This window comes from Limnochorda sp. L945t (assembly GCF_035593305.1).
Lineage (GTDB): Bacteria > Bacillota > Limnochordia > Limnochordales > Geochordaceae > Carboxydichorda > Carboxydichorda subterranea.
This window is the reverse complement of the sequence record NZ_CP141615.1, coordinates 2,008,840-2,034,737: the sequence shown is the minus strand read 5'-3', so window position 1 is coordinate 2,034,737 and position 25,898 is coordinate 2,008,840. Positions and strand designations below refer to the sequence as shown.

At 70.0% G+C, this 25,898-nt stretch carries 25 protein-coding genes, 2 tRNA genes and 1 pseudogene; 15 read left to right on the top strand and 13 right to left on the bottom strand.

What is annotated here, in order from left to right:
* Nucleotides 1–140: 140 nt before the first annotated feature.
* The gene (locus tag U7230_RS09495; protein ID WP_324715602.1) at nt 141–1,172 is read right to left on the bottom strand and encodes a LacI family DNA-binding transcriptional regulator; all 1,032 of its coding nucleotides are present in this window, start codon (nt 1,170–1,172) and stop codon (nt 141–143) included.
* Nucleotides 1,173–1,412: 240 nt separating this feature from the next.
* Here U7230_RS09495 and U7230_RS09490 point away from each other — a divergent pair, with 240 nt between their 5' ends.
* The 5 genes from U7230_RS09490 to U7230_RS09470 all read left to right on the top strand — a co-directional run bounded on the left by U7230_RS09490 (nt 1,413) and on the right by U7230_RS09470 (nt 6,084).
* Nucleotides 1,413–1,613, top strand: coding sequence for a hypothetical protein (locus U7230_RS09490; RefSeq protein WP_324715601.1), 201 nt, complete (start codon nt 1,413–1,415; stop codon nt 1,611–1,613).
* A gap of 118 nt (nt 1,614–1,731) precedes the next feature.
* A complete protein-coding gene (locus U7230_RS09485; protein ID WP_324715600.1) occupies nt 1,732–2,532 on the top strand; it encodes an S-methyl-5'-thioinosine phosphorylase in 801 nt (266 codons plus the stop codon).
* 28 nt (nt 2,533–2,560) lie between these two features.
* Nucleotides 2,561–3,706 (top strand): S-methyl-5-thioribose-1-phosphate isomerase, encoded by a 1,146-nt coding sequence (gene mtnA / locus U7230_RS09480; RefSeq protein ID WP_404980503.1) that lies wholly within the window; start codon nt 2,561–2,563, stop codon nt 3,704–3,706.
* A complete protein-coding gene (gltX, locus tag U7230_RS09475) occupies nt 3,703–5,220 on the top strand; it encodes a glutamate--tRNA ligase (protein ID WP_324715599.1) in 1,518 nt (505 codons plus the stop codon). Before mtnA ends, gltX begins: the two co-directional genes overlap by 4 nt.
* 18 nt (nt 5,221–5,238) lie before the next feature.
* A complete protein-coding gene (locus U7230_RS09470; RefSeq protein WP_324715598.1) occupies nt 5,239–6,084 on the top strand; it encodes a DUF92 domain-containing protein in 846 nt (281 codons plus the stop codon).
* Between the two features lie 23 nt (nt 6,085–6,107).
* Here the strand turns inward: U7230_RS09470 and speE are convergent, their stop codons facing one another.
* Nucleotides 6,108–6,986 (bottom strand): polyamine aminopropyltransferase, encoded by an 879-nt coding sequence (gene speE, locus U7230_RS09465; protein ID WP_324715597.1) that lies wholly within the window; start codon nt 6,984–6,986, stop codon nt 6,108–6,110.
* Nucleotides 6,987–7,050: 64 nt separating this feature from the next.
* Here speE and U7230_RS09460 point away from each other — a divergent pair.
* Nucleotides 7,051–7,126, top strand: a tRNA-Glu gene (locus U7230_RS09460).
* Between the two features lie 14 nt (nt 7,127–7,140).
* Here U7230_RS09460 and U7230_RS09455 read toward each other — a convergent pair.
* Nucleotides 7,141–8,187 (bottom strand): recombinase family protein, encoded by a 1,047-nt coding sequence (locus U7230_RS09455; protein WP_324715596.1) that lies wholly within the window; start codon nt 8,185–8,187, stop codon nt 7,141–7,143.
* Nucleotides 8,188–8,421: 234 nt separating this feature from the next.
* On the opposite strand from U7230_RS09455, the gene U7230_RS09450 reads away from it, so the two are divergent.
* A complete protein-coding gene (locus U7230_RS09450; RefSeq protein WP_324715595.1) occupies nt 8,422–8,730 on the top strand; it encodes a hypothetical protein in 309 nt (102 codons plus the stop codon).
* A 30-nt stretch (nt 8,731–8,760) separates the two neighbouring features.
* On the opposite strand, the gene U7230_RS09445 is transcribed toward U7230_RS09450, so the two are convergent.
* Nucleotides 8,761–9,312, bottom strand: coding sequence for a DUF502 domain-containing protein (locus U7230_RS09445; protein ID WP_324715594.1), 552 nt, complete (start codon nt 9,310–9,312; stop codon nt 8,761–8,763).
* Nucleotides 9,313–9,446: 134 nt separating this feature from the next.
* Here U7230_RS09445 and U7230_RS09440 point away from each other — a divergent pair, with 134 nt between their 5' ends.
* Entirely contained in the window at nt 9,447–9,731 is a 285-nt protein-coding gene (locus U7230_RS09440) for a CopG family antitoxin (RefSeq protein WP_324715593.1), read from the top strand.
* A gap of 604 nt (nt 9,732–10,335) precedes the next feature.
* Here U7230_RS09440 and U7230_RS09435 read toward each other — a convergent pair.
* From U7230_RS09435 to U7230_RS09415, 5 genes and pseudogenes are all read right to left on the bottom strand, one after another.
* Nucleotides 10,336–10,755: a nucleotidyltransferase domain-containing protein gene (locus U7230_RS09435; protein WP_324715592.1), complete on the bottom strand. Its 420-nt coding sequence runs from the start codon at nt 10,753–10,755 to the stop codon at nt 10,336–10,338.
* Nucleotides 10,752–11,249 carry a HEPN domain-containing protein gene (locus U7230_RS09430; protein ID WP_324715591.1) on the bottom strand — a complete coding sequence of 166 codons (498 nt, stop codon included), beginning with the start codon at nt 11,247–11,249 and terminating at the stop codon, nt 10,752–10,754. Before U7230_RS09430 ends, U7230_RS09435 begins: the two co-directional genes overlap by 4 nt.
* Nucleotides 11,250–11,469: 220 nt before the next feature.
* Complete coding sequence (locus U7230_RS09425; RefSeq protein ID WP_324715590.1) at nt 11,470–11,691, bottom strand: BlaI/MecI/CopY family transcriptional regulator; 222 nt, start codon at nt 11,689–11,691, stop codon at nt 11,470–11,472.
* A gap of 28 nt (nt 11,692–11,719) precedes the next feature.
* Nucleotides 11,720–12,580 (bottom strand): annotated as a pseudogene (locus U7230_RS09420) (class I SAM-dependent methyltransferase); the annotation flags it as partial.
* Between the two features lie 57 nt (nt 12,581–12,637).
* Entirely contained in the window at nt 12,638–14,536 is a 1,899-nt protein-coding gene (locus U7230_RS09415) for an arginine--tRNA ligase (RefSeq protein WP_324715589.1), read from the bottom strand.
* Between the two features lie 167 nt (nt 14,537–14,703).
* Here U7230_RS09415 and U7230_RS09410 point away from each other — a divergent pair, with 167 nt between their 5' ends.
* Nucleotides 14,704–15,852, top strand: coding sequence for an XRE family transcriptional regulator (locus tag U7230_RS09410; protein WP_324715588.1), 1,149 nt, complete (start codon nt 14,704–14,706; stop codon nt 15,850–15,852).
* A gap of 37 nt (nt 15,853–15,889) precedes the next feature.
* Here the strand turns inward: U7230_RS09410 and U7230_RS09405 are convergent, their stop codons facing one another.
* Both U7230_RS09405 and U7230_RS09400 read right to left on the bottom strand, forming a co-directional pair.
* Nucleotides 15,890–16,684, bottom strand: a complete 795-nt coding sequence (locus U7230_RS09405; RefSeq protein ID WP_324715587.1) for an alpha/beta fold hydrolase — start codon at nt 16,682–16,684, stop codon at nt 15,890–15,892.
* A 44-nt stretch (nt 16,685–16,728) separates the two neighbouring features.
* A tRNA-Gln gene (locus U7230_RS09400) sits at nt 16,729–16,802 on the bottom strand.
* 212 nt (nt 16,803–17,014) lie between these two features.
* Between U7230_RS09400 and U7230_RS09395 the strand changes: the two genes are divergently transcribed.
* From U7230_RS09395 to U7230_RS09385, 3 genes are all read left to right on the top strand, one after another.
* A complete protein-coding gene (locus tag U7230_RS09395; RefSeq protein ID WP_324715586.1) occupies nt 17,015–17,500 on the top strand; it encodes a carbohydrate-binding protein in 486 nt (161 codons plus the stop codon).
* A gap of 166 nt (nt 17,501–17,666) precedes the next feature.
* Nucleotides 17,667–19,013 carry a UDP-N-acetylglucosamine 1-carboxyvinyltransferase gene (gene murA / locus U7230_RS09390; protein WP_324715585.1) on the top strand — a complete coding sequence of 449 codons (1,347 nt, stop codon included), beginning with the start codon at nt 17,667–17,669 and terminating at the stop codon, nt 19,011–19,013.
* A 23-nt stretch (nt 19,014–19,036) separates the two neighbouring features.
* The gene (locus tag U7230_RS09385) at nt 19,037–20,548 is read left to right on the top strand and encodes a hypothetical protein (RefSeq protein WP_324715584.1); all 1,512 of its coding nucleotides are present in this window, start codon (nt 19,037–19,039) and stop codon (nt 20,546–20,548) included.
* Nucleotides 20,549–20,572: 24 nt separating this feature from the next.
* Here U7230_RS09385 and U7230_RS09380 read toward each other — a convergent pair whose 3' ends face one another.
* Complete coding sequence (locus U7230_RS09380) at nt 20,573–21,064, bottom strand: sporulation membrane protein YtrI (protein WP_324715583.1); 492 nt, start codon at nt 21,062–21,064, stop codon at nt 20,573–20,575.
* 32 nt (nt 21,065–21,096) lie between these two features.
* Nucleotides 21,097–21,429 carry a YtrH family sporulation protein gene (locus U7230_RS09375; protein ID WP_324715582.1) on the bottom strand — a complete coding sequence of 111 codons (333 nt, stop codon included), beginning with the start codon at nt 21,427–21,429 and terminating at the stop codon, nt 21,097–21,099.
* 53 nt (nt 21,430–21,482) lie between these two features.
* Between U7230_RS09375 and U7230_RS09370 the strand changes: the two genes are divergently transcribed.
* From U7230_RS09370 to mtrB, 3 genes are all read left to right on the top strand, one after another.
* Complete coding sequence (locus U7230_RS09370) at nt 21,483–25,037, top strand: DNA polymerase III subunit alpha (protein WP_324715581.1); 3,555 nt, start codon at nt 21,483–21,485, stop codon at nt 25,035–25,037.
* Nucleotides 25,034–25,549 carry a phosphatidylglycerophosphatase A family protein gene (locus U7230_RS09365; protein WP_324715580.1) on the top strand — a complete coding sequence of 172 codons (516 nt, stop codon included), beginning with the start codon at nt 25,034–25,036 and terminating at the stop codon, nt 25,547–25,549. Before U7230_RS09370 ends, U7230_RS09365 begins: the two co-directional genes overlap by 4 nt.
* A gap of 131 nt (nt 25,550–25,680) precedes the next feature.
* Nucleotides 25,681–25,896 carry a trp RNA-binding attenuation protein MtrB gene (gene mtrB / locus U7230_RS09360; protein ID WP_324718221.1) on the top strand — a complete coding sequence of 72 codons (216 nt, stop codon included), beginning with the start codon at nt 25,681–25,683 and terminating at the stop codon, nt 25,894–25,896.
* Nucleotides 25,897–25,898: the final 2 nt, after the last annotated feature.

Here is a 25,898-nt window from a genome sequence, read left to right as displayed (position 1 = left end):
CTCCTTTCCGATGCCGTTTGCCATCGCTCCCATCTACGCCTGCCACCATCGGAGACCGGTTGGCCTCACCCGCGAGCCGCTCCCTCGGCCTGCCCGCCGGTCCCTTTCCCTACCCGTCGCTCCTCCGCCCGGCGGGCCCGTCACCCCCTTCCCTGCGAGCGAGCCGGCCCGGTCGACTCCCGTACGACCAGCTCCGGCCGCAAGAGAAGCCGCGACGCCGGGGGATGGTCCGGCGCCTCGATGAGCTGGACCGCGGCCGAAGCGGCCGTCATGCCGATCGCCCGGCGATCCTGGTGTACGGTCGTGAGCGCCGGCACCGCCCGAGCCGCATCGTCGATGTCGTCGTAGCCGGCGATGCTGAGCTCCTCCGGCACCCGCACCCCCAGCTCTCGAGCCGCCCTCAGGGCCCCGAGGGCCATCAGGTCCGACGCTGCGAAGATGGCGGTCGGACGCACGGCTGACGAGAGCAGCCGTCTCGCCGCCTGGTAGCCGCCCTCCTCGGTGAAGTCGCCGGAGACGACCCACTCGGGCCGCAGGTGCACCCCGGCTTGCTGCAAGCGGGCCGAAAAGCCGGTGAGGCGCTCCCAGCTCACGGGCGCCGCCGTGTGGCCGTTGATCATGGCGATGGCGGTGTGCCCGAGGGAGAGCAGGTGCTCGGCGACGGCCGCGCTTCCTTCCAGATGGTCGCTTCCGACGCAGACCGCGCGGGAGGCGGGGATGGGCACGTCCAGGCTCACCGAGGGGATGGGGAAGCGGCGGAGCTCCTCCCATCGGGGGTCGTCGGTCCGCAGGCCGAGAAAGACGGCGCCATCCACCTCCCGGCGGGAGGCGAGCTCGAGGAACGAAGGCGCTCCGTCTGCGGTGCCGGCGCCGAAGAAGAGCAGGTCGTATCCCGCCCGGGAGAGGCCCTCGAGCAGGCCGTCCACGACCTGAGAGACGAAAGGCTCCGAAAACCGGGAGGGTGTGGCCCCGGGCAGAAAGTAGACGCCAATGAGGTGGCTCCGCCGGGTGACCAGCGTCTTGGCGGCGGCGTTGGGCTGGTAGCCGAGCCGGCGGGCGGCTCGAAGGATGCGCCGGCGGGTCACCTCGCTCACGTCCGGATGCCCGTTGAGCGCCCGGGAGACGGCCGCGACCGACAGCCCCACGTAGGCCGCTACGTCGCGTAACGTCACGCGCCGGGCGCCCGTAGAGCTTAAACGTTTGTGGACAGAGGCCCGGGACCGCTTGGCTTCGGTGTCCATACTCCGCGATACGACCGGATCAAGCACTGAGAAACCGTTTTAGAAGTACGACGCGGAGGGTCCCCTTCCTGCTTCACGGGACCTCCCAGACGGCCGGCGCCTACGAAGCTCCTGCCCGGAGCAGCCTATGAGCACGGGCCGCACCCGGCCCGCCGGAAGGAGAGGGTTGCCATGACGGCGCCGGCCGACCGGCCACCCTGGCAAGACGACGGAGAAGACCAGCCCGTGCATCCGGGGGGCGAGCGGGAGGAGATCCTGAAGGCCCGGCCCGTGCCTCGCGAAGCCTCGTCACAGGAGCGCCAGTGGGTGAGCGGCCACAACCCGGGTAGCCGCAAGGATCGCAGGGTGCGCACCCACCGGAAGTCGACCTGACACCGGGCCCGAGCGGCGGCTCCTCTGCCCCGGGGCCCGCCCGTGCCGGCCGGGGCAGGAAGGCCGCCGTGCGGCCACGAAAAGCCCTCCTTCGGCAGCCGAAAGGGGCGAGGCCGCAATGCGAGCCAGGCTCGCCGTCGTGGGAGGCACGGGGTTCGACGATCCGGGGCTCCTCGGTGCTCCGGTGGCCGCCGAGCGCGTGGTCACGCGGTTCGGGCAGGTGGCCCTGTCCTATTACCACGTCGGGGGAGATCCGGGTGCCGTGGTAGCGTTTCTGCCGAGGCACGGCGCCGCGCATGGGGTGCCGCCGCACCGCATCGACTACCGGGCCAACTTCGCGGCCCTGGCCCGGGCCGGGGTCGAGCGCATCGTGGCGACGGCCGCCGTGGGGTCGCTCCGGGCCACCCTTGCTCCCGGCACGCTCCTCATCCCCGATCAGGTGCTGGACTTCACCCGCTCGAGGCCGGGCACCTTTTACGACGAGGCCGTGGTGCACACCGACTTCACGGAGCCCTACTGCCCGCAGATGCGGGAGGCGCTCCTGCGGGCCGCCGGGCGGCAGGGGCTTTCGGTGGAGCCGGCGGGCACGTACGCCGTGCTCGAGGGGCCTCGCTACGAGACGGCTGCCGAGGTGCGCACCCTCGCCCTGCTCGGAGGCGACGTGGTGGGCATGACGGGCATGCCCGAGGCGATCCTGGCCCGGGAGGCCGGGATGTGCATGGCCGTGGTCGCCGTGGTGACCAACCTCGGGGCCGGCATCGCCCAAAGGGAGCTCTCGCACGCCGAGGTGGGCGACGTGATGGCCCGGAGGCGCGCGGACGTCGTGCGCCTGATGCTGGAGGCCCTGACCTCCCTGCCCGAGGCCCGGGCGTGCCCGTGCAGCCGCATCCGGGCCGACGGCCGGCCCCCGGTGTGGTAGACTGGGGCGCAGGAGGTCAGGGCTTCCGTTGGTGCGTGCCTACCGCTGGGATGGATCGTCGCTCTGGTTGCTCGACCAGCGCCGGCTGCCGGCCGAAGAGGTCTGGGTCCGCTGCGTGTCGGCCGGTGAGGTTGCGTCCGCCATCCGCGCCATGATCGTGCGGGGAGCGCCCCTGATCGGGGTGGCCGCCGCCTACGGCGTCGCCCTTGCGGCGAAAGAGGCGGCAGGTGGCCCTTTTCCGGACGGCGCTCCCGCAGGCGACCGGCTCGTGTCGTCGCTCGAGCAGGCGGCTGGTACCCTGAAGGCGGCGCGTCCCACCGCCGTCAACCTGGCGTGGGCCGTCGAGCGCGTGATGCGCCGCCTGCGAGAGGCCCTCTCGCAGGAGCCTGCCGGCAGCCGGGGGGCCGCCGCTACCGCCGCCACGGCCGTTGCGCCGGACGCGCTGGCCCGCATCGCCGAAGAGGAGGCCCGGGCCATCGCATCCGAGGACGAGGCGAGCTGCTGGGCCATCGGGGAGGCCGGCGCCCCTCTCATGCCCGAGCATGGAGGCGTCCTGACCCACTGCAACACGGGCGCCCTGGCAACGGCCGGCATCGGCACCGCGGCAGGGATCCTGCGGCGGGCGGTGGCCCGGGGGCACAGCCTGCGCATCTACGCCACCGAGACCCGCCCTTACCTCCAGGGTGCGCGCCTGACCGCCTGGGAGCTCATCCGAGACGGCCTCGACGTGACGCTGATCACGGACAACATGGCCGGATACGTGATGCAGCAAGGGTTCGTCCAGGCGGTCGTGGTGGGTGCCGACCGCATCGCGGCCAACGGGGACACGGCCAACAAGGTCGGCACGTACGCGCTCGCCGTCCTCGCCGCCGCGCACGGCATCCCGTTTTATGTGGCGGCGCCGTACTCGACGGTGGACCTCTCCGTGTCGTCCGGTGCCGCCATCCCCATCGAGGAGCGTTCGCCCGAGGAAGTGACCCATCTGGCCGGCATGCCCATCGCGCCGCCGCAGGTGAGCGCCCTGCACCCGGCGTTCGACGTGACGCCGGCCCGTCTCATCACCGCCATCGTCACGGACCGGGGCGTCCTGCGGCCGCCGTACGAGAGTTCGCTCGCCCGAGCAGCCGCCGTGCCCCCGGCCCGTCCGTCAGAACGGAGGGTACCATCGTCGTGAACGACGCCAGGGCTTCCGGTGCGGTGCGGGTGCGCTACGCGCCCAGCCCGACCGGCTATCCCCACGTCGGCGGCGTGCGCACGGCCCTGTACAACTGGCTGTTCGCCCGCCACCACGGGGGGCGCTTCGTGCTGCGGCTGGAAGATACGGACCAGGCCCGCTCGACGGAGGAGTCGGCCCGGGCCATGATCGACGGCCTGCGGTGGCTGGGGCTCGACTGGGACGAGGGCCCCGACGTGGGGGGGCCCTACGGGCCTTACCGCCAGACCCAGCGCCAGGAGCTCTACCGGGCCTACGCCCGCCGCCTCGTCGAGATGGGCCGGGCTTATCCGTGTTACTGCACACCGGAGGAGCTGCAGGCGCGCCGCCAGGAGGCGCTGCGGCGCGGCGAGGCGCCCAAGTACGACCGGCACTGCCTGCACCTGAGCGAGGCAGAGCGGCGCCGCCTCAAGGAGGAGGGCCGCCCCGAGGCGCTGCGCTTCCTCATGGACGACGAGGGCGAGACCGTCGTCCACGACCTGGTGCGAGGCGAGGTGCGCTTCGAAAACGCGCTGCTGGACGACTTCGTCATCATGAAGTCGGACGGGCTGCCGACGTACAACTTCGCCGTGGTGGTCGACGACCTCGAGATGCACATCACCCACGTCATCCGGGGCGACGAGCACCTCTCCAACACGCCCCGCCAGGTGCAGGTGTACCGGGCGCTCGGGGTCGAGCCGCCGGCGTTCGCGCACCTGTCCATCTTGCTGGCTCCCGACCGTTCGAAGCTCTCCAAGCGTCACGGCGCGCAGTCGGTGGATGCGTTCCGGGAGATGGGATACTTGCCGGAGGCGATCCTCAACTATCTGGCGCTGTTGGGCTGGGGGTACGACGCCGAGCAGCAGATCTTCTCCATCCCGGAGCTGGTCGAGAAGTTTTCGCTGGAACGGGTCTCGAAGAACCCGGCCGTCTTCGACATCCAGAAGCTCGAGTGGATGAACGGCTACTACGTGCGCCAGCTCCCCGTCGACGAGCTCGCCCGGCGCAGCCGGCCCTTCCTGGAAAAGGCCGGCCTCGTGCAGCGCATCGAGCGGGGCGGCGAGGCGGCCGAGCGCACGCTGCACAAGGCTCTCGCACTCTCCCAGAGCCGCCTGCGCCACCTGGCCGACGTGCCCGAGTGGGTGCGCTACTACTTCGAGCCGCCCGCGGCGTACGACGAGAAGGCGGCCCGCAAGCACCTGCTCAAGCCGGGCGTGCCGGCGCTCCTGGACGAGGTGGCGGCCGGGCTCGAGGGGCTGGAGCCGTTCGACGAGGGCGCTCTGGAGGGGTACTTCATCCGCCTCGTGGAGCAGCGAGGGCTCAAGCTCGGCGACGTGCTGCAGCCGGTGCGGGTGGCGGTGACGGGTAAAGACGTGAGCCCGGGGATGTTCGAGGTGTTGGCGCTGGTGGGCCGGCAGGCGAGCGTCGAGCGGCTGCGGCGGGCGGCGCAGTGGGCTCAGGGGGCGCTCCAGCCGGCGGGGACGCCCCGGGCATGATGCGGGCATGATGCAGGCATGACACCCGCCGACCCTGCCGGGCCCGTCTGGCCGGTGGCCGGCATCATCCTGGGGCCGGCCGTGGCGGCTGCCGGGTTTCGGGCGCGGGCGCTGTCCCGCTCGGGGGCCGTGGCCGCGGCGGTGGTCGGGGCGGTGATGCTCGCAGCCGGCGGCCTTGCGTGGGCGCTCATCTTGCTCGCTTTCTTCGTCTCCGGCTCCGCGCTGACGGCCTGGCGAAGAGGGCGTGCCGGCCGGCCCGCGATGGGCCGGGACGCCGCCCAGGTGCTGGCCAACGGGGGCGTGGCGACCCTTGCCGGGCTCATGCGGCTGGCCTTTGGCGCTGCAGGGTGGCGCGTGGGCGCTGCCGCGGGCTCCGGCGCCGGGGTCAGCATCTGGGACCTGCTGGCGGCCGGGAGCCTGGCCGCGATGACGGCCGACACCTGGGCCAGCGAAATCGGGGTGTTGAGCGGAGCCCGGCCGAGGCTGCTCATAGGGGGCCGGGTGGTGGCGCCGGGCACGTCCGGGGCGGTCTCCGGTCCCGGCACGGCCGCGGGGCTGGCAGGAGCACTCGTCATCGCCACGCTGGCAGGCGCCGCATTCGGCCGAGCCGCCGTCGCCGCGACGGTGCTGGTGGGCGGCGTCGTGGGGCTGTTCGTCGACAGCTGGCTTGGAGCCACCCTGCAGGCCCGCTTCGAGTGCCTCCGGTGCGGACGGCCGGTGGAGGTGCCCCGGCGCCACCTGCTCACGTGCTCCGGGCCGGTCGAGTACCACGGCGGCCTTGCGTGGCTCGACAACGACGGGGTCAACGCCCTGGGGGCAGCGTGCGGAGCCCTGGTGGCGGCCGGTGCCGCAGCGCTGCTATAGCCCGGCAGGGCCTGTCACGGCGGTCAAGCGCGGGTGCCGGCGGCGCGCAGCGGGCGGGGCGTGGCCCGGATCGCCTCGTCCAGCTGCTGTTGCACGAAGCGAGGCAACACGAACGCAGCCCGGTGCACCTCCGCGGTATAGTACCGGGTGGCCAGGCGGCGCGCCCTGGCGGCGTCGACCGCCCGCGGGTCCGGGCCACTCGAGCCTACCGTGAAGCTCCACGGCCCGATGGAGTAGGTGGGCACGCTTGCCAGGTAGGTGTGGACCCGGCCGAACCACCTTGCCAGCCGCCGGTTGATGGCCGCCAGCAAAGGGCTCTGGAACCATATGGAACCGGACTGCGTGACCAGCATCCCGCCAGGCTGGAGCGCCCGCAGCGCTGCCTCGTAGAACGCATCTCCGAAGAGGGCCTCGCCCGGGCCGACGGGGTCGGGCGCGTCGACCAGGATCAGGTCGAAGCGGGACGGAGGCCGCTCCAGGAACCGAGCCCCGTCCGCGTAGTGGAGGGTGAGGCGGGGATCGGAGAAGGCGGCCTCGGCCCACGGCAGGAACCGCCGGGAGACCTCGACGACCCGCCGGTCGATCTCCACGAGGTCGATACGCTCGACCTCCGGGTGTCGGGCCAGCTCGAGCAAGGTCCCGCCGTCACCACCCCCGACGACCAGCACCCGCCGGGGACGAGGATGCGCGCACGCCGGGACGTGCACGAGCATCTCGTGGTAGACGAAGGCGTCTCGTTCCGTCACCTGGATGGCGTCGTCGAGGACCAGCGCGCGGCCCATGCTCTCCAGCTCGACCACGCTGATGGTCTGGTATGGGGACCGTTCCCGATGGAGGACACGGCGCACCCGGAACTGCACCCGGGTGGCGGCATCCTCCCGTTCGACGAGCCATGCTTGCACGCCGTTGCACCCCCCTCTTTCCCTTATACCAGGACCATGCTATAATGGCATCCGGCCCTGCGGTGCCCCCATCGTCTAGCGGCCTAGGATACATGGTTCTCAGCCATGAGACCCCGGTTCGAATCCGGGTGGGGGTGCCAACAAGTCGCGTTTCTCAGACCACAAAAGAGCCGCCGGGTGCCACTCGGCCCGAGGATCCGGCACGAACTCCACCAGCACCTGCCGGCGGGACGGATGGAGGGTGGCCCGGCGCAAGAACGCGCACAAGGCGCCGAAGAGGCTCTACATCCGTCCCGTCGACGATCCGCAGCGCTTCGTCGAGCCACGTCCGCACCTGTTCCTCGCTGATGGTCGGTGTCGCCCGGCGCTGTTCGGCCGCCGCGATCTGCTGTTGCAAGGTCCGAGCCGTTGCCACCAAGCGGTTGAGCTCCGCTGCCAGCGCCTGCGGATCCCCGCCGGCCGGGATGACCTGGCGCACGTTGGCCAACTGACGCTCCGTTTCTCGCAGGCGCCGACGAAGCTCCGCAGCCGGGTCGTCGTCATTCTGCGCAGCCTGTCGGCGACGCACCTCCTCCGCAACGGCTCGCGCGAAATCAGCCGTCAGGTAGTGTCGGCGCAGATAGTCCAGCACGGCCGCTTCCAGGCGCTCCGCGTCCACCCAAACGGTCTCGCAGCCCCCCGAGTACCGAGCTTCGGCGCACACGTACTTCCGCCGGCGCTTTCCCCCTGACCCGTTGGCCGAACCGATGAGGTGACCGCCACACGCCGCGCAGCGAAAGATGGGCTCCCCATCGAGGTTCTCTCCCGTGAGGAGATACGTGCTCCCCGCCCCCTTCCGGCCTCGCCCTGTCTCGTAGTGCTCCCTGGTCTGCCGGGCCAGCGCGATCAGGCGGTCCGCCGTCTCCTCGTCGATGATGGCGGGGTGTGCTCGGGGCTCAACGATCCACTCCTCTCGGGGCTTGTACCGAACACCACGCGGTCTTGGCCCCTTGCGGTAGTGCTTATTCCACACCCCGTATCCCGCGTAGGTCAGGATGTAATCCTCGCCCAGCAGGGTGTGCAGGGTGCTGTTGCGCCAGCGAGTGCCACGGGGAGCCGGCACGCCCTCCGCGTTCAGCCGATCCCGGATCCACTGGTATGAGCGGCCCTCCAGGCGCCAGGCAAAGATCCGGCGCAGCACGGCCGGGGGGCAGATCCCCATGCTCTATCCTACCGAACAGGTTCCCTACCGCCTCCGCAGGAGCCGCCGGCGAGGCGACGGGCGGCGCGGCACGGCCGTGCTCTACCAGGGGCTTCCGGTCCGGCGCTTGCTTGTGCGCTTCGACGACGGGGCTTGGCAGTGGGTCGCGGCGCGGGAGTGGGAAACGCTGCCGCGACCCTGCCCTTGGCGTGACCATTCCACGCGCGCTACACTTATAGCAGATGGGAGGCAGCCATGAACGCCACGACGCTGCTCGCCAGCATCCTCGGCGCCGCGGTCGTCACATTGCTCGGGGTGAGCCTCCAAGTCATCATCCGCATGGTGGGGCGGCTCGAAAAGACGGTGGACCGCCTGGCCCGCGGCTTCACGGAGTTTCAGGAAAAAGTCCGCCACGACATAGCAAGCCTCGAGCTGAAGCTCACCCAGGTGATCGGGAACATCCGGGCCGACATCGCCCGCGTGCAAACCGAAGTAGTGGGCGTTCGCCGGGACGTGGACACTTTGGCACGACGACTGGAGCCAACGCCTTCCTCCCGTCCGTGACAAGCCAGGCGGCGGGGTGAGCCCCGCCGCCTACGCGTCGTCCCTCCCCAACCACGGAAGCCACCCCAGCACCGGCGCCAGCACAGCCCGGCCGATGAGGCTCGGAAGGTTGGCCAAAAGGTACACGAACCCCACGATGGACCAAAGCACGGCCGCCACGACCGCCAGGGGCAGCTCGACCAGCAGCCCCTTCAGGAGCGCCCGGGCAAGCCGCCGAACGCCGGCGCTCAGAGGCTCCGAGCTGTCCAGCCATCTCTTCAACCGCCCAGTCAACGCATAGAGGCCAAACAGCAGGACAAAGCTCGCCACCCCAAGCGCCGTGAGCACCAGCCCTACGTCCTGTAACACAGTGCGAGGCGGGAAAATGCCTCGGCCGCCTAACGGCCGCACCAGTAGCGCCAGGAGGCCCGCCAGTCCAGCGACGGCAGCCACATGGGCCGCCCATCCGCTGGCCGCCTGCACGGCGCCAAACACGGCGCTGGTACGCATGCGCCACCGTCTCCAGCGCCGGCGCGCCAATGCACCCGGCACCACTTCTTCCACCCAGAACCGCCGGGGTTCCGCTCGCCGGCCCCACGCCATGGGGTCCACCCTCCTTCGCCCTCATTATCGGCGGTTCAGGGGTTCACCGGAAGCGAACGCACCTCGCCTTGCACTCGAGGAATACCATAGCCTTCCGGCGAGGAACGCCGACTTTATCGAAGGGAGAGAAGCTGATGGCGCGCAAAACGCGGGAAAAGCCCCTGCCTGCCTTCGAGTCCGCCGAAGAAGAAGCGGCCTTTTGGGACGCCCATTCGGTGGCGGACTACTGGGACCAACTGGAGCCCGTCAATGAGCCAGTGGAGGTGGTGCGCAAGAGGCGACTCCTCTCGGTGCGTCTGGCGCAGCAGGACATGGAGGCCTTGGGCCGGATTGCCGCCCGCTACGGCCTCGGGGCTGGCACGCTGGCCCGAGTTTGGATCCTCGAGCGCCTACGGAGGGAAAAGGCGCAGCAACCATGACCCGGTGCTGCGCACCGCTCAAGCATCCGGGAAGCATCCCGGGGCGTCGCATGCCCAACTACGCGGACACACGAAGAAGACGCCGCTGAAACGCGAGAAGTTCAAACCCTGGTGGGGGTGCCAGGTTCCAAGTTGTGCCACCCTGCCCTCCTGTGCCTTGCCTTTCGACCTGGGTGGCATCAGATTGTTCCTGCCAGCCACCTCGCTGCTGCCACGGAACACGGGACCGCGCTGTGCGGAAGGATAGCAACAGCGCCTCCGTGCCTGAGAACCGAACTGGCCAAGAATCTCTCGGACATCCTGAGCCGTGTACGCTCATCTCAAGTTGCCTGGCGAGGGCTTTGGCGATGACCTCGGGCAAATCCAGGCCACTCAACCGCCGGCAGAAGCGCTCCGATGGCCCAACGCTGGCCGGCGTCCGTCGGGCCGATTCCTCGGTACGGACAGCTCGGCGGGAGGCGTTCGTGGAGGCCATTCTGGAGACGGTCCCTGTCTTACCTTTCGACCTTACTTACCGTTCGGATGTATGCTCGGCTCTGGGTGGAGCGCACCCGGCCACCAGAGCGACCTTTCTGCGAGGCTGCGACGCCTGGCCCAGTTCGCCTCACGCGTCGTCGGCCGAGGGCGCCCCCACGTCGCGGCGAAATTCATCGAGCGAGGTTCCCTGCGGATAGACCACCATACCGCTGGCAAGGGCCTCGAGCACGAGAGGATTGCGCCGGTGGATCTCGCGCTTCACCTCTGCCAGTGTCAGGCCTTTGGGCTCCACTCCGCCCTCGGCGACCTCAAACAGCACCTTCGCGCGCCTCAGGGGCTCCGATGGTAAAGCGTCACTCACCACCAGCACGTCGATGTCGGAGCCGTCGTGGAAGTCCCCGCGCGCCACTGACCCTGCCACGACCGCCCATCGCACTGCCAGGGTCTCGGCCAACTTGCAGGCATAATGCCGGGCGACCTCGAGCAGGCGCTCCTGCTCCTCGATGCGCCGCCGCAGCGCCGGATGCACCGTCGCGGCACCGTTCATGGCGTTCCCTCCGCTGTCTGCCCTGACCCGGGCGGCGGGCTCGACTCCGTCCCGTGGCTGGAGGGGTGATCGGGCGGTATCCCCAGCGCCAGAGCCTGGTCACGGACGAACGCGGCGATCCGCCTGGCGCTCTCGAGGGCTTCGCAGGCCGTCGGCTGATCGTAGAACTCGTACGGCATTCCGCTGGGGTAAGCGTCCGGGTAACGTGGCGGGATATAGTGCCTGTCGAGCGTTCGCGCTGCCTGGCGGAGTTCCTCGGGAACGGGGATGCCGGGACGGGCCTCGAGCGTCTCGGTCAGCTTGACCAGGGAGCGGCCCACCGCCGGGTCTCCGACCGCCCGGAGTAGAGCCTTCACGGCGTATTCCGCGGCCTGTTGGGCTTTGAAGCAGGCCCACCCGTAGTCAGCTTCCTCAGCGTCGCGCGTGGCCGACTGGAGCGTGTGGGCGCTCTGCCCGAACCACCGCCGGTACTCCTCCGCATCCACAGGCACCATGGGCCCCCCCTTGCCGTCCGAGCCCCGGCGAGCCCATCCTAGCATGAAAGGCTCCCACGGCAAAGCCGCTGCGCGAAGAGGTGGAGGGCCAGGAGCCCGACCACCCAGAAACCCAGGCGTACGAGGCTGAACGGGTTTCGTGCTACCTGGAGCCATCCCGAGGTATGGACGGCTGCCGAAGGGCCTCGAAGAGGCGACGGCCAGCAGCAGCGTGGAAGCCTCAGTGGTCGTCATGCGGCGTACCCTCCTCGGGAGCCAGGCGTTCGACCAGCTCGTGCAGCGCCTCCACGTCCTCTCGCCGGAGCTTCTCGCCCCCGAGCATCATGCTCACCGCGGGCACCACGGCCCCACCCCAGTAGCGCTGGATCCACTCTCGGAGGCTGCGCCGGGCGGCCTGCTCGCGGGCGATCCGCGCGTTGTAGACGTAGGCACGACCCTGCAAGTCCCCGGTGGCCAGTTTGGGCACCGTCTCATTTGATCGCCGTGATGGGTGCCTGGAGATGTTCGGGGGCTTCCATGCGGACCACGGCACGTACGGCCGGGCCGAGGAGCGCGTCGATGTCCGGGAGCGTGCGGGGGCGGGAGGCAGGTGAAAGTTCGTCGAACACCCGGGCGGCAAACGTCCTTCCGCCGTGCGTGGCAGTCACGCCGTGAAACCCAACCTCCGCGAGCCATCTGCAGAGCGTCCGGCACCCGGGCTGCACCAGGGTACAGGTAACCGCCTCGGCGACGAGCCCTCGAATGCGTTTCCACCCTTCCTCCGTGAGGAGATCCGCAGGCAAGGTGGTGCCGGAGGCCGGAATGGTGAGCGCTCCACTTCGAGTGCCGGAGAGCAGCATGTGGAGGACCTCTTCAGAGGGAGCCTGGAGCCGCAGGCCGAGGTGCACCACCGTCTCACGCTCGATCTGGCGATCGTAGAGCACCACGTGGGTCACCCGCTCTGAAGGGGCCCATACGTAAAGCTCGCGCTCCCGTCCACCTCGATAGCGGTGGAGCGCTTCATAATAGATGCGGAGCCTCCCCCCGGGGCGCAGCACCCGGTAAAGCTCTCGCAGGACGGCCTGTGGATTGGGAGACTGCTCGATGGACGAGGCGGCCGTGGCACCGTCGAAGCTGGCGTCCGAGAACGGGAGCGCCGCTCCCGCCGGCACGTGAACGAACTGCGCGTTAGAGATCCCGAGGCGGCGGGCGTTTGCCCGGCAGACGGCCACCCGGCGCCGGGAGGCATCCACGCCGACCACGCCCCGGACGAAGGGCGCCACGAGCAACGAAGGCCAGCCGTCTCCGGGCCCGAAGTCCAGGATGTGGCCGCCTCCGATGACCGCAGCGAAATCGAGGACGGCGCCCCTGTCTGCCCAGTGGCTGCGGTCATCCGGGGGCCGGCCCGCTCACATACGCTCGGGCGCCGGCAGCCCCAGCACGCCCAGGGCGTCGGCCAGCACGGCTCGGGAAAGCGCCACGAGCCAGATCCGGAAGGGCCGCTCGCTCTCTGGCGCCTTCAGCACCGGCAAGTTTTCGTAAAAGTCGGTGAAACGCTGCGCCAGCTCGTAGGCGTACCCCGTCACCAGCGTCGGGTTGAACCCCTCCGCCGCCGCCTCGAGCGTGTCCGGCCAGTCGGCCAGGTGGCGCAAGAGCGCCCGCTCCACCTCGGAGACCTCCGGCATCCGGCGCGGCTCCGGCGGCATCGCCCGGCTCTCCAGCCCGGCCTTGCGCAAGATTCCCGCCGCCCGGGCGTGGGCGTACATCAAGTAGGGCCCCGTGTTGCCGTGCACGTCGAGGGCGCTGTCCATGTCGAAGACGATCTCGGTCCCGAGGTTGTAGCGCAGCAAGAAGTAGCGGATGGCGCCCGCCGCAATCGCCCGGCTCGACAGCCCTGCCCGCCGCGAGCGCTCCCGGTCGATGGACGCCTCCATAAGGTCGAGGAGGTCCCGGATCTTGATGCCGATCCCCTGCCGCCCCGACATGGGGTACGACGAGCGTCCTTCCGAGGTGTCCATGCCCAGCCGGCCGGCCGTGGCCGGGCTCAAGCTCACCACGCCGTACGAGACGTGGTGCAGCGCCCCTGCGGCCTCCTGAAACCCGAGCGCCTGCAGCGCCAGGCGTACCATGGCCTGCGGGTACTCCTGGCGCCGGTCGATGACGTTGAGCACGCGCCTGGCCCTGGCGAACGGCCGGCCGGTGCCGTCGGGTGCGGTGGTCCAAAGGCCTTGGGCGAACCGCCGGTACCGGAACTCCTTGCCCAACAGGCCGAACTTCCAGAGGTGGTAGGCGATGTCCTTGGCGGTGTACGTGAGCACCCCGTTGGAACGCACCAGCACCTTGTCGGCCAGGTGCTCGTCGTCGGCCTCTTCCTCCCGGCCGGCGGCGGCCTCGGCCGGGCCTTCTTGCTCCTGCTGGGGCTGCTTGAGCACCCAGCACCCGGCGAGGCGTCCCTGGGTCTCCTTGACGAACAGGGGCGACTGCTTGAGCTTCTCGAACGCCGCCGCCCAGAAACCTTCCCGGACGATGTCGCTCTCCCAGACCAGCAGGTTGTACGTGATGCCGAACGCGCCCATCTCGGCCACGTGCTCCTGCACGATGTGTTCGGCCACGAGCCGGCCCAACCACGCCGTGTTGTTGTCTCCCGCCTCGAGCGCGTGCAGTACCTCCGCCCTCCGGGCCTTGAGGCCTTCGTCGCGCTCGTACGCCTGGCTGACCCGGGCGTAGACGTCCCAGCAGAAGTCCCCGAAGCGGGTGTACTGGCCTTTCACCGGGACGTGCAGGAGCCCCACGACCGTATCGGCCACCTGGTTGCCCAGGTCGTCGATGTAGTTGTGCACTTCCACCCGGTAGCCGACGCGGCGCAGCAACCGGGCGAGGGTATCTCCGATGCAGGCGTTGCGAAGGTGCCCGACGTGGGCTGCCTTGTTGGGGTTGATGGAGGTGTGCTCGACCACGACCTTCTCGGCGGCGCGCTCTTTGGGCGGATCCCAGCGCGTCATGCCGTGGGACGCCCACCAGCGCCAGTCGAGCCAGATGTTGACGAAGCCCGGCGGCGCCGCCTCCACCCTGGAAGCCATCGGCAAACCCCGCAACTCGCCGGCCAGCTGCGTAGCGATCTGGATCGGGGGCTTCCGCAGGTGGCGGGCGAGCTGAAGCGCCACGTTGCTCGTGTAGTCGCCATGCTCGACGCGGGCGGGTTGCTCGACGAGGAGCTCGAGGCCATCGGGCCACCGGAGGCCGGACTGGCTCAGGAGTCGTTGGACGGCCTGGTGAAGCTCGCGGGCAATGAGGCTGCGTAACGTCACGGAAGTCCTCCTCTGGCGGTTGCACCCGTCGGCGCCGCCTTCTCTCTACCACGACCCTCCAGGAGCGTCAAGACGGTGACGGCATCCGGCAGGGAGGCGCAGGCGGTGAGCGGTACAATGGACCCGCCGTGCGCAAGTCTGTTTGACACGCGGGAGGCGCCAGCGCGATGAAGGGCTCCAGGCCACTTCGCAACGGGGTACGCGAAGCCCGCGTCCGCTTGGGCCTCAGCCAGCAGGAGCTGGCCCGGGCGGCCGGGGTGACGCGTCAGACCATCGGAGGCATCGAAGCCGGGCTCTACCAGCCGTCGGTGGCCGTGGCCATGCGGATCGCCCGAGTGCTGGGCGCCGGGGTCGAGGATCTCTTCTGGCTCGAGGACGAAGTGCCGCGGGTAGAGGCCGTCATGGCCCTGCCCCCGGCCCGCCCTGCTTCGGGCCGCGTGAGCCTGGCCAGGGTAGGAGGGCGCTGGGTGGCTTATCCCCTGGGGGGCGAGCGCGCCTTCCGCACGGAGGTCGTGCCGGTGGACGGCCTCGTCGAGGAGGGAGAGGAGGCGGGCGGCGAGGGTCGGGTCGCCGTGCGCCTGGTCGGTGGCGACGTGGAGGACCTGGAGCGCGGGGTCGTCATCGCAGGCTGTTCGCCTGCCCTGGGGCTATGGGCGAGGGAGGCCGAGCGACGGCACCCGGGCCTCCGGGTACAGTGGCTGCACGCCAACAGCACTCAGGCGCTCGAGATGCTGGCCAAACGCCTCGTGCACGTGGCGGGAGTGCATCTGCGGGACCCGGCGACGGGCGAGTACAACGTGTCGTTCGTCCGCCGGGCTTTGCCGGGGCGGGCCGTCTCGCTCATCCACCTCGGGACCTGGAGGGAGGGGCTGGCGGTTTGGCCCGGCAACCCCAAGGGGCTGCGAGGGGCCGCGGATCTGGCACGGCCCGGGGTCCGCGTGGTCAACCGGGAAAGGGGTGCGGGAGCGCGAGCGCTTCTGGAAGAGGCGCTGCGCGCGGCGGGCGTGCCCGGTGAAACCGTGCAGGGCCTCGACCGCGTCGTCTTCTCCCATCAGGAGGTGGCCCGGGAGGTGGCTCGAGGCGCGGCCGACGCCGGCGTCGTGCCCGCGGCGGTGGCCGCCGCCTATGCCCTCGACTTCGTGCCGCTGCAGGAGGCCCGCTTCGACGTCGCCATCCCCGACGAGTGGTTGACCCTGGAGCCGGTCCGCCAGCTCCTGGCGACCCTGAGCCTGCGGGCGCTGCGGCGCCAGCTCGAGCTGGCCGGCGGGTTTACGACGGAGCGCACGGGCGAGCTCGTGGCCAGGGTGGTGGCCTGAGCGCTGCAGCGACGGCGGACGCGGCCTCCTTGTCCGGTCAGGCCCTCCAGAAGCCGCTCGTTTCCAGGAAGTCCAGCAGCTGCCGGTTGAAGGTGCCGGGCGCTTCCAAATTGGAGAGGTGTCCTGCTTCCGGTATCACCGAAAGCTTCGCGCCGGGAACGGCGGCCGCCATGCGGTGGGCCACGTCGGGCGGGGTGAGGCCGTCTTGCTCGCCTGCCACGACCAGGGTGGGTACGGTGATCCGGGGCAGCAGGGGCGTCGAGTCGGGGCGCACCGCCATGGCCCGGAGGGCGTTGACGACCCCGGCCGGCCGCGCCTCCCGCACGATCCGTCTCACGGTCTCGACCACTCCGGGCCGGCCATCCAGAGTCGCCCGCCCCAGAGCGCCGGCCACGAACCCCTCCAGGATGGCCTCCACCCCGAGGACCGCCACCTGGGATGCCTGGGCGTACCGGCGCTCCCGAGCCTCGGGGCTGTCCGGCTCGGCCCGGGTATCGGCGAGCACCAGGGCCCCGATGCGGTGAGGGGCCTGTTGCCACAAGCGAAACAGGACGTAACCGCCCATGCTGAGCCCGACGAAAGCGGCGCGCTCCACCTGTAGCCCGTCCAGCACCTCCAGCACCCGCGCGGCGAAGCCGTCCAGGTCCTGCTCGTCCCGGAGCGGGCTCGAGCCGAAGCCGGGCAGATCCACGGCCACCGCAGAGAAGCCCCGCTCCGCCAACGCCTGCATCTGAGGTTGCCACATCCCGGCATGGAGGGGGAACGCATGTAGCAAGACGACCGGGCGGGCGGGATGGACACGGGTGTTTAGCGCGGCGCTCCGTGATTGCACGGCGGACGACCTCCGCTCGTGGCCGGATCCGGAAATCCTCGCATTGGCTGGGGGACCAGGATTCGAACCTGGATTACGTGGTCCAGAGCCACGCGTGTTGCCGTTACACCATCCCCCAGCGGGGAGAAGAGCCGAACGCATTCTAGCATCCGTCCCGCCGTGGGTCAAGGCAAGGGCGAGCAACGACCGGCCGGGCTGGATCGGTGTGCCACCCTTGCCTGGGCGGCTACCGAATGGTCGGGGACCCTGCGACTTACCCCATGGCGGACGGCCGGGCCGCGCACTCTACCCTCGGAGCGAGCGCAAGGCCTAGAGAAGGGAGGTGGTGGAGTGGCCGGTCTGCTGCAGTCGCTACGGCGCGCCTTCACGGGCACCTCCACGAGAGAGGCCACGCCTGCCGGCCGGCCCGGCGACGAGGAGTACGGCCTGATCGGCGCAGGTGAAGGCCATGAAGCGGCTTCGGCCGTTGCCGAGGAGCGGGAGCGTCCCTTCGGCGAGGTGGACGACGGCGTCTACGTCAAGCCCACTCCGGTAACCTCCGGCCAGGACGTCACCATCTGGTACTCCGGACTGCTGGCCCGCCACGGTGCCGATCAGGTCTTCTTGCACTACGGGTTCGGCCCGGGGCGCTGGTCTGACGTGCACGACGTGCCCATGCAGAAGGTCGGCTGGATCGGGCAGACGCCCCTCTGGGAGGCACACCTCGAGGCCAAGGGGTTCGGTACCCTCGAGTTCTGCTTCCGCGATTCCGCCGACCACTGGGACAACAACAACGGGCACAACTGGGTGTACCAGATTCATTGGGGCGCCCGCTGACGACCCTAGAGTGCCGCGACCGGCGGCCGCCGGATCCAGGAAGTTGCTGGCAACACCTGCCGCTCTTCCTCCGGCGGCCGGACCGGCCTCTCCGGGCTCCGAATATTGGGGTGGGACGCGGCCGGCAAGCAGGCATCCGGCGAAAAGGAGCCAATCATATTAGGACGTGACGGATCTCATCGTTGAAGGCGGCGTACGCCTTTCGGGACAACTCACGGCCAGCGGCGCCAAGAACAGCGCGTTGCCCGCTTTGGTCGCAGCCGCGCTGGCCGATGGTGGGCCCGTCCACCTCGAGCACGTGCCCACCGACGCGGACGTGGCGACCATGATCCAGTTGCTGCGCAGCCTGGGCGTCCGCGTCGAAATCGGGCCGGAGCCCGGGGGAGTCACGGTGTACGGCGGAGAGCTTCGCACGACGGAGGCCCCCTACACGCTGGTACGCCGGATGCGGGCATCCTTCTACGTGGCAGGCCTCTTGCTGGCCAGGGCCAAAGAGGCCACGGTACCCCTGCCCGGCGGCTGTGCGCTCGGTTCCCGCCCGGTCGACTACCATCTGCGCGGCTTCGAAGCGATGGGAGCGGCCATCCAGATCGAGGGTGGCAGCATGCGAGCGCTCGCGCCATCTGGATTGGCAGGCACGAGCATCCAGTTGAGCCGGCCCAGCGTGGGGACGACCATCCAGTTGATGATGACGGCGTCGCTCGCCCGGGGCACGACGACGCTGGAAAACGCCGCGCTCGAGCCCGAAGTGGTCGACGTCGCCTCGCTGCTCAACCTCATGGGCGCCCGTATCCGGGGGGCGGGGACTCCCGTCGTCCGGATCGAGGGCGTCGAAGGACTCCACGGGTGCCGTTACGCCATCATCCCGGACCGCATCGAGATCGCCACGTGGCTGGTCGCCGGGGCCATCACCGCGGGAGAGGTGGAGGTCCACGGGGCGCTCGCCGAGCACCTGCACATGCCCCTGGCCAAGCTCAAGGAGGCCGGCTACCTGATCCGCCAGACGCCGGACATGGTGGCGCTGTCCACTCCGCCCGGTCTGGCGCGCCCTCATGCCGTCGATCTGGAGACGGCGCCCTATCCGGGCTTTCCGACCGACCTCCAACAGCCTTTCGCCGCCCTCCTGACCATCGCCGACGGGACGAGCATGGTGCGGGAGACCATCTTCGACCGGTTTCGCTACGTCGACGAGCTGCGCCGGATGGGCGCAGACGTCCGGGTCGAGAGGGACACGGCCATCATCCGGGGCGTGCCTCGCCTCACCGGGGCCCGCGTCGAGGCGACGGACCTGCGGGGTGGGGCGGCGCTGCTCCTGGCGGCGCTCGCCGCCGAAGGCGAGACGCGCATCGAAAACGCCGAAATGATCGACAGAGGGTACGAGGCACTCGAGACGAAGGTCGCAGCGCTCGGGGGCCGGATCCGGCGGGAGCCGGGCACGCGCGTGCCGGACGGCGGAGTCGCCGAAGACTGGCGCGCCGTCTTCGAAGGGCCACTCCCGGCCCGCCGCTCGTAGCGCTAGGGAGGGCGGTGCCGAGCATGGCAGCGTTGGACGAAGGCCAACCGTCTCTGGAGGCGCTGTCCGGGGATGTCGAGACGTTCCTCGGCGAGACCAGCGAAGAGTACTACCAGAACGGGGCCGGCCTCAAGCCGGAGCTGCAGCTGAGCCCCATCTACCAACGGTTTGCCCATCTGTTCGACGTGGCCACGGTGGAGCGGGTGCGCAAGGCCCTGCAACAGCCCAATGACGCGGAGCGGCAGCGCCGGTTGCGCTACCTTCTGGATTTCCTGGTTGCAGGCTATCTCGAGGGCGCCGTCAAGGAGATGGTCGACGCCCTGGTCACCAGGGAGACCCAGGGCGTGATTCGTTTCGACGGCGAGGAGCTGCCCTTTCGGACGGTTTCCGTGCGGCTGGCCAACGAACCGGACCGGGCCCGGCGGGACCGGCTGTACGAGGCCCGGCAGGCGTTCGTGGCGGAGCTCAATCCCGACAGGGAGGCGATATGGGAGCGGCACCGGGAGCTGGTACGTTCCCTGGGGTACCTCACCTCCCTGGCCATGTACCAGGAACTCAAACGCATCGACTTCGCAGCCCTCGGGCGGACGATGACCCGGTTTCTCTCCCGGACGGAGCAAGCCTACCGCACGCACTTCGAGCCGGCCCTCGAAGAGCGGGCCGGGGTCGGCTTCGGCGTCGCCCGCAAGCACGACGTGGCCTGGATGCTGCGGGCCACGGCGTTTGACCCGATGTTTCCCAAGGAGCGGCTGGTCCCGGCGCTCGAGCAAACCCTCGCGGGCCTCGGGATCGCGCTGGGCTCCCAGCCCAACGTGCACCTCGATACCGAGCCCCGCCCCCAAAAGTCGCCCCGGGCCTTTTGCGCGCCGGTGCGGGTGCCGGCCGACGTGCGCCTGGTGATCCTGCCGCAAGGAGGCCAGGACGACTACCACGCCCTGCTCCACGAAGCCGGGCACATGGAGCACTTCGCCCATACCCGGGCCGATCTCCCGGCGGAGTACCGGTACCTCGGCGACAATTCGGTGACCGAGTGCTTCGCCTTCCTCTTCGAGTACCTCACGACCAACCCGGAGTGGCTGGAGAAGGTGCTGGGGGCGTCCCCCGCCCAGATCGCGGCGTACACGGCCTTCACGCGCCTCGACCGGCTCTACTTCCTGCGCCGGTACGCCGCCAAGCTCCTCTACGAGCTCGAGCTCCACCAGTCGCCTTCGCTCGGTCCCATGCCGGGGCGCTACGACTCGATCCTGACCGAGGCCACGGGCATCCAGTACGGGAGGGTCGACTACCTGGCCGACGTGGATGCGGGGTTTTACGTGGCCGAGTACCTGCGCGCCTGGGCGCTCGAGGTCATGCTGCGAGAACGGCTCGTAAGCCGCTTCGGCCGCGCCTGGTTCACCCGGCGGGAGGCCGGCGACTTCCTGCGGGAGCTATGGGCCTCCGGGCAGCGGGACACGGGCGACGAACTGGCTCGCCGCCTGGGGTATGCGGCCGTCGACTTCGAGCCCATCACCCAGGAACTCGCAGGCTCGCCTTAGGCCTTCCGAGACTCGGGCGGCCGTTCACCGCGGCAGGGCGGCCCGCACGTCGACCCAGACCGTCAAGCTGTCGGTCACCCAGACCTGGCGCAGGGACAGGCTCACGGCGCGGCCACCCGCGCTCACGAGGCGCCCGTCGAGGATCTGCGCCACCAGGGCCGGGTCGACCTGGTCGACGGGCCGGCCTATCAGGCCCTGTAGCAGCTTGCGAATCTCCCGGACGAGCGTGAGTTCGTCCGCGGGGTCGAGCCCCGCCAGCTTCACCTCGATGCTCCGTAGAGGGCGGCGCCGGCGTTCGGAGAGGCTTTGCTGGAGCTTCTCCATGCGGGTCTCGAGGTCCGCGGCGCGCTGTTCGAGGAGGTCCCGCTGGCGCGCCAGTGCGTCGACCTGGTGGCCGATGCGCACCGTGGCCCACGTGGACCCCGCCGTCGTCCCCAGCGCGAAGACGGCGAGCCACGCCAAAAGACGCCTCCACGAGACCACGTGGAAGCGGACCCACCGGGCGCTACCGCTCACGGCCCTCGACGCCCCCCGCCGGCTCGAGCCCCTCATCCGCCCGTCACGGTGACCACGATCCACTGGCCGAGCTGGGCTCCTGCCAGGCTCGCCAGGATCACGACCACCTGGCGCATCAAGACGCCGGGTTGTCCCGAGAAGAGGCCGGATTCGATGGCCTGGATGGTGGGAAAGGAGCCCCCGATGGCTACCACGATGGCCCACAGCTTGATTGTCCTGGCAAGCTCCTGTATGGTGGCAATGGGCGGGCGTCCGGTGGCGAGCGCGCTCAAGCCGCCCACGAGGCTGCCGCCGGTGACGACCCCCAGCGCCAGGAAGAGCGCGGTGACGACCTGATGTAGGGTTTGGCGTGCGTCGCCTGTCATGGCTGGCTCCATCTGTATGCGCCGAGATCGACGGGCAGGATGGGAACGCACCGATGGCATCCGGCACTTTCGTGCACCTTCACAACCACACGCAGTACAGCTTGCTCGACGGGGCGTGCCGCGTCGACGAACTGGTCAAGCAGGCCGTCTCTTTCGGGATGCCGGCCGTTGCCGTCACGGACCACGGGGCGCTGTACGGGCTCGTGGAGTTTTACAAGGCCGCCAAAGCTGCCGGCATCAAGCCGATCCTGGGTGCGGAGCTGTATCTGGCGCCCAAGAGCCGCCACGATAAAAGCGGCGGGCCCGGCGACGCCGCACACCACCTGCTGGTGCTGGCCGAGAACGAAGAAGGCCTGCGCAATCTGATGAAGCTCTCCACCATCGGCTTCCTGGAGGGCTTCTACTACAAGCCGCGCATCGATCACGAGGTGCTCGCCGCGCACGCTCGGGGCCTCGTCGGCACCACCGGGTGCATGTCGGCCGAAGTGAGCGCGCGCTTGCTCGAGGGGGACGAAGAGGGGGCTCGGGCGGCTCTGGGCCGCTATCTCGACATCTTCGGCCGCGACCACTTCTACGTGGAGCTGCAACGAAACGGCGTCGACGGCCAGGAGGCGCTCAACGCGCGCCTGGTGGCCATGGCCCGGGAGTGGAAGTTGCCGGTGATCGCCACCAACGACACGCACTACCTGCGCCGGGAGGACGCGGCCTTCCACGACGTCTTGCTCTGTATCCAGACCGGCAAGTACTTGAGCGATCCCAACCGGCTGCGCTTCGCCACCGACCAGTTCTACTTCCGCAGCCCCGGCGAGATGCGGCAGCTCTTCGCGGACGTCCCCGAGGCGTGCGATCGGACGCTCGAGGTGGCCGAGCGGTGCAACGTGGAGCTCAAGCTGGGCCGCCCGGAGCTGCCGGCTTTCGAGACGCCGCACGGGGAGAGCGCCGACGAGTACCTGCGGCAGCTCGCGTACGAGGGGGCCCGGCGCCGTTTCGGCGAGATGGACGACGAGGTGCGCCAGCGCCTCGACTACGAGCTGGGCATCATCCAGCAGACGGGCTTCGCCGGCTACTTCCTCATCGTGCAGGACTTCGTCAACTACGCAAGAAGAAGCGGCATCCCCGTCGGCCCGGGGCGAGGGTCGGCGGCCGGCAGCCTGGTGGGGTACTGCCTCGGCATCACCAACATCAACCCGCTGCACCACGGCATGATCTTCGAGCGGTTCCTCAACCCGGAGCGGGTCTCCATGCCCGACATCGACATCGACTTCGCCGACGACCGCCGGGACGAGGTCATCGAGTACGTGGTGCGCCGCTACGGCAAGGACCGGGTGGCGCAGATCGCCACCTTCGGGACGATGGCGGCCCGGGCGTCCATCCGCGACGTGGGCCGGGTGCTGCAGATCCCGTACGCCGAGGTGGACCGGCTGGCCAAGCTGGTGCCGTCCGGCCCGGGGGTGACCCTCGAGCAGGCGCTCGCCGAGTCCGAAGAGCTGCGGCAGCGCTACGAGTCCGACGCGACGGTGCGGCGCCTCATCGACCTGGCCCGCCAGGTGGAGGGATTCCCGCGCCATCTCTCGATGCACGCGGCCGGCGTGGTGATCGCGCCGCGGCCCCTGGCCGACATGGTGCCGCTTGCCCGCACGAGCGACGGGGCGGCGGTGACGCAGTTCCCCATGGAGCACCTGGAAGAGCTGGGCCTGCTCAAGATGGACTTCCTGGGACTGCGTAACCTGACCGTCATCCGGGCGGCCGTGGACCTCATCGAGCGCCAGCACGGCAAGCGCCTCGACGTCGACAACCTCCCGCTCGACGATCCGGCGGTGTACGCCATGCTGAGCAAAGGGGAGACGGAGGGCGTCTTCCAGCTCGAAAGCCGCCTGTTCAAGGGCGTCATGCGAGACCTTCAGCCCGACAAGTTCAGCGATCTCGTGGCAGCGCTGGCCCTGGGACGCCCGGGGCCTCTGCAGTTCTTGGGGGACTTCATCGCGCGCCGGCACGGCCGGCAGGAGATCCGGTACGCGCACCCGGCGCTCGAGCCGATCCTGCGGGAGACCTACGGGATCATCGTCTATCAGGAGCAAGTCATGCGCATCGCCACGCAGCTGGCCGGCTACACGCCGGGGCAGGCGGACGTGCTGCGCAAGGCGATGGGCAAGAAGAAGCCCGAGGAGATGGCCCGGGAAAAGCAGCGGTTCATCGAGGGGATGGTCGGCAAGGGGTACGAGCGCTCCCTGGCCGAGGAACTCTTTGCCGAAATCGAGCGCTTCGCCCAGTACGCTTTCAACGTGGCCCACTCGGCGGCCTATGCGCTCATCAGCTACCAGACGGCGTATCTCAAGGCCCACTACCCGGTGGAGTTCATGGCGGCGCTGTTGACCAGCGTGGCGGGCAACAGCGACAAGGTCAAGCTGTACCTGGACGCTGCCCGGGAGGCCGGCGTGCCCATCCTCCCCCCTTCGGTCAACGACAGCCGGGGCGAGTTCTGGCCGGAGGGCGGTGCCATTCGCTTCGGCCTGCTGGCGGTCAAGCACGTGGGGCAGCCGGCGGTAGAGGCGATCCTCCGGGCGAGGAAGCAGGGCGGGCCGTTCAAGGGGCTGCGCGACTTCTGCGGCCGCACCCTGCAGGAAGCGTCCTCCCCCGGCGCCTTCAACCAGCGCGTCGTCGAGAGCCTCATCAAGGCGGGCGCGCTGGATGCATTCGGTAACCGCAACGCCTTGCTGGCCGGCCTGAAGGATGCGTGGGAGTACTGCCAGGCGCGTCGCTCGTCGGCGGCCGCCCAGGTGGACCAGGCGTCGCTGGACCTGTTCGCCGAGAGCGGAGCGGGCGCCGGCGGCGGGCCGGGCTTCGGCGCCGATCTGTTGCCCCTAGTGCCCGAGGCTCCGGTGCCGGAGCGGCTCGCCTGGGAACGCGAGGTGCTGGGCTTCTATCTTTCCGGCCATCCTGCGCAGCAGTGGCGCCGGCGCCTGGCCCGCTTCCGCTCGAGCCCGATGGCCGACCTCGGCGAACTGGCCCAGGAGGGCGCGGGCGTGGCGGTGGCCGGCCTGCTGCAGTCGGACCGGCGGGTCAGCACCCGATCGGGGAGCACGATGCGCCGGGTGTTGCTGGAAGACGAGACAGGAAGTGTCGAGGTGCTGGTCTTCCCTCGCAGCATGGATCAGTTCGCCGACGTGCAGGCCGGGATGCCGGCGCTGGTGTGGGGCACCATCAGCCAGGACGACGATGGGTCGATCAAGATCATCGGAGACAGGGCCATGCCCCTCGACCGCCTGCTGGTGATACCATTAGGGCGCGAGCCGGGGGGTGGGCGGCGGTCCACGGAGCAGCTGGTGGAGCGGGTGGCCGAGGCGCTGCGCGAGCATCCCGGCCAGACGCCGGTCGTCATCGAGATGGCGAGCGGCAGCCGGCGCCAGCTCGCTGCGGTGGCCCGGACGCTGTGGGTGGATCCGGTGCCGGAGTTGATCGCTGCCATCGCCGGGATCACCGGCCGGCCGCCGCAACTCCTCGAGGGCGCGGGCGACGAGGGCGGGGGCACCGGGCCGGCCGCTGAGGGGGGCGGCATCGCCGGGAGGGAGCATCTTGCGGTGGCCGCCGGCCAGGGGGCGGGTCGTTGAGAGAGCAGGTCATCGAGTGGTTGCGGGCCAGGGGCGTGGAGCTCGAGGATATCGCTCGGGTGGTGCAGGAGCTCCTGGGCGGCCGGTTTAGCGACCTGACGCTCGAAGAGTGCCTGGCGAGTGTCCGGCGGGTGGTCGACAAGCGGGAGGCGCAGTTCGCCATCCTGACCGGTATCGCACTCGACGTCCTGGCCGAGCAGGGGCATCTCCCCGAGCCGCTGCGTAGCGCCGTGAGGGAGGATAGCCCCCTTTACGGCATAGACGAGGTGTTGGCCCTGGCGATCACCAATCTGTATGGATCGGTAGGGCTGACGAGCTTCGGGTACCTGGACAAGCGAAAGCTGGGCATCATCGGCCAGCTCAACCGCCATGCGGACGGGGGCGTCCACACGTTCCTGGACGACCTGGTGGCGGGGGTGGCGGCGGCGGCCGCTGCCCGTATCGCCCATCGGCGCCAGACGCTGGCCGACGCCGCGGCCGGCAGCGAGGGCGAGGGCAAGGCGGCGTCGTAGTAGTGCCGGCGGGTGGGGACGGGTAGGACGGGCAGACGCGACGAGGAGCGACAAGAGGAGGTGGCGTGGCGGTGACACCCGGTCCGGAGGTCAGAGCCACGCCGGGAGGGGAACTCCCGACAGGAGCCGAAGTGGTGCTGGGCGACTTCGTGATCATCAAGGCGCTGGAGGATGGCGTGACGGTCATGGGCCTGACCCGCGGCCCCGACACGCGTTTTCACCACACGGAGAAGCTGGATCGGGGCGAGGTCATGATTGCCCAGTTCACGGTCCACACCTCGGCCATCAAGATCCGCGGGCGGGCGGAGATCTGGTCCCGGCATGGGCGGGTGGAGTCTGGTCGGTAGAT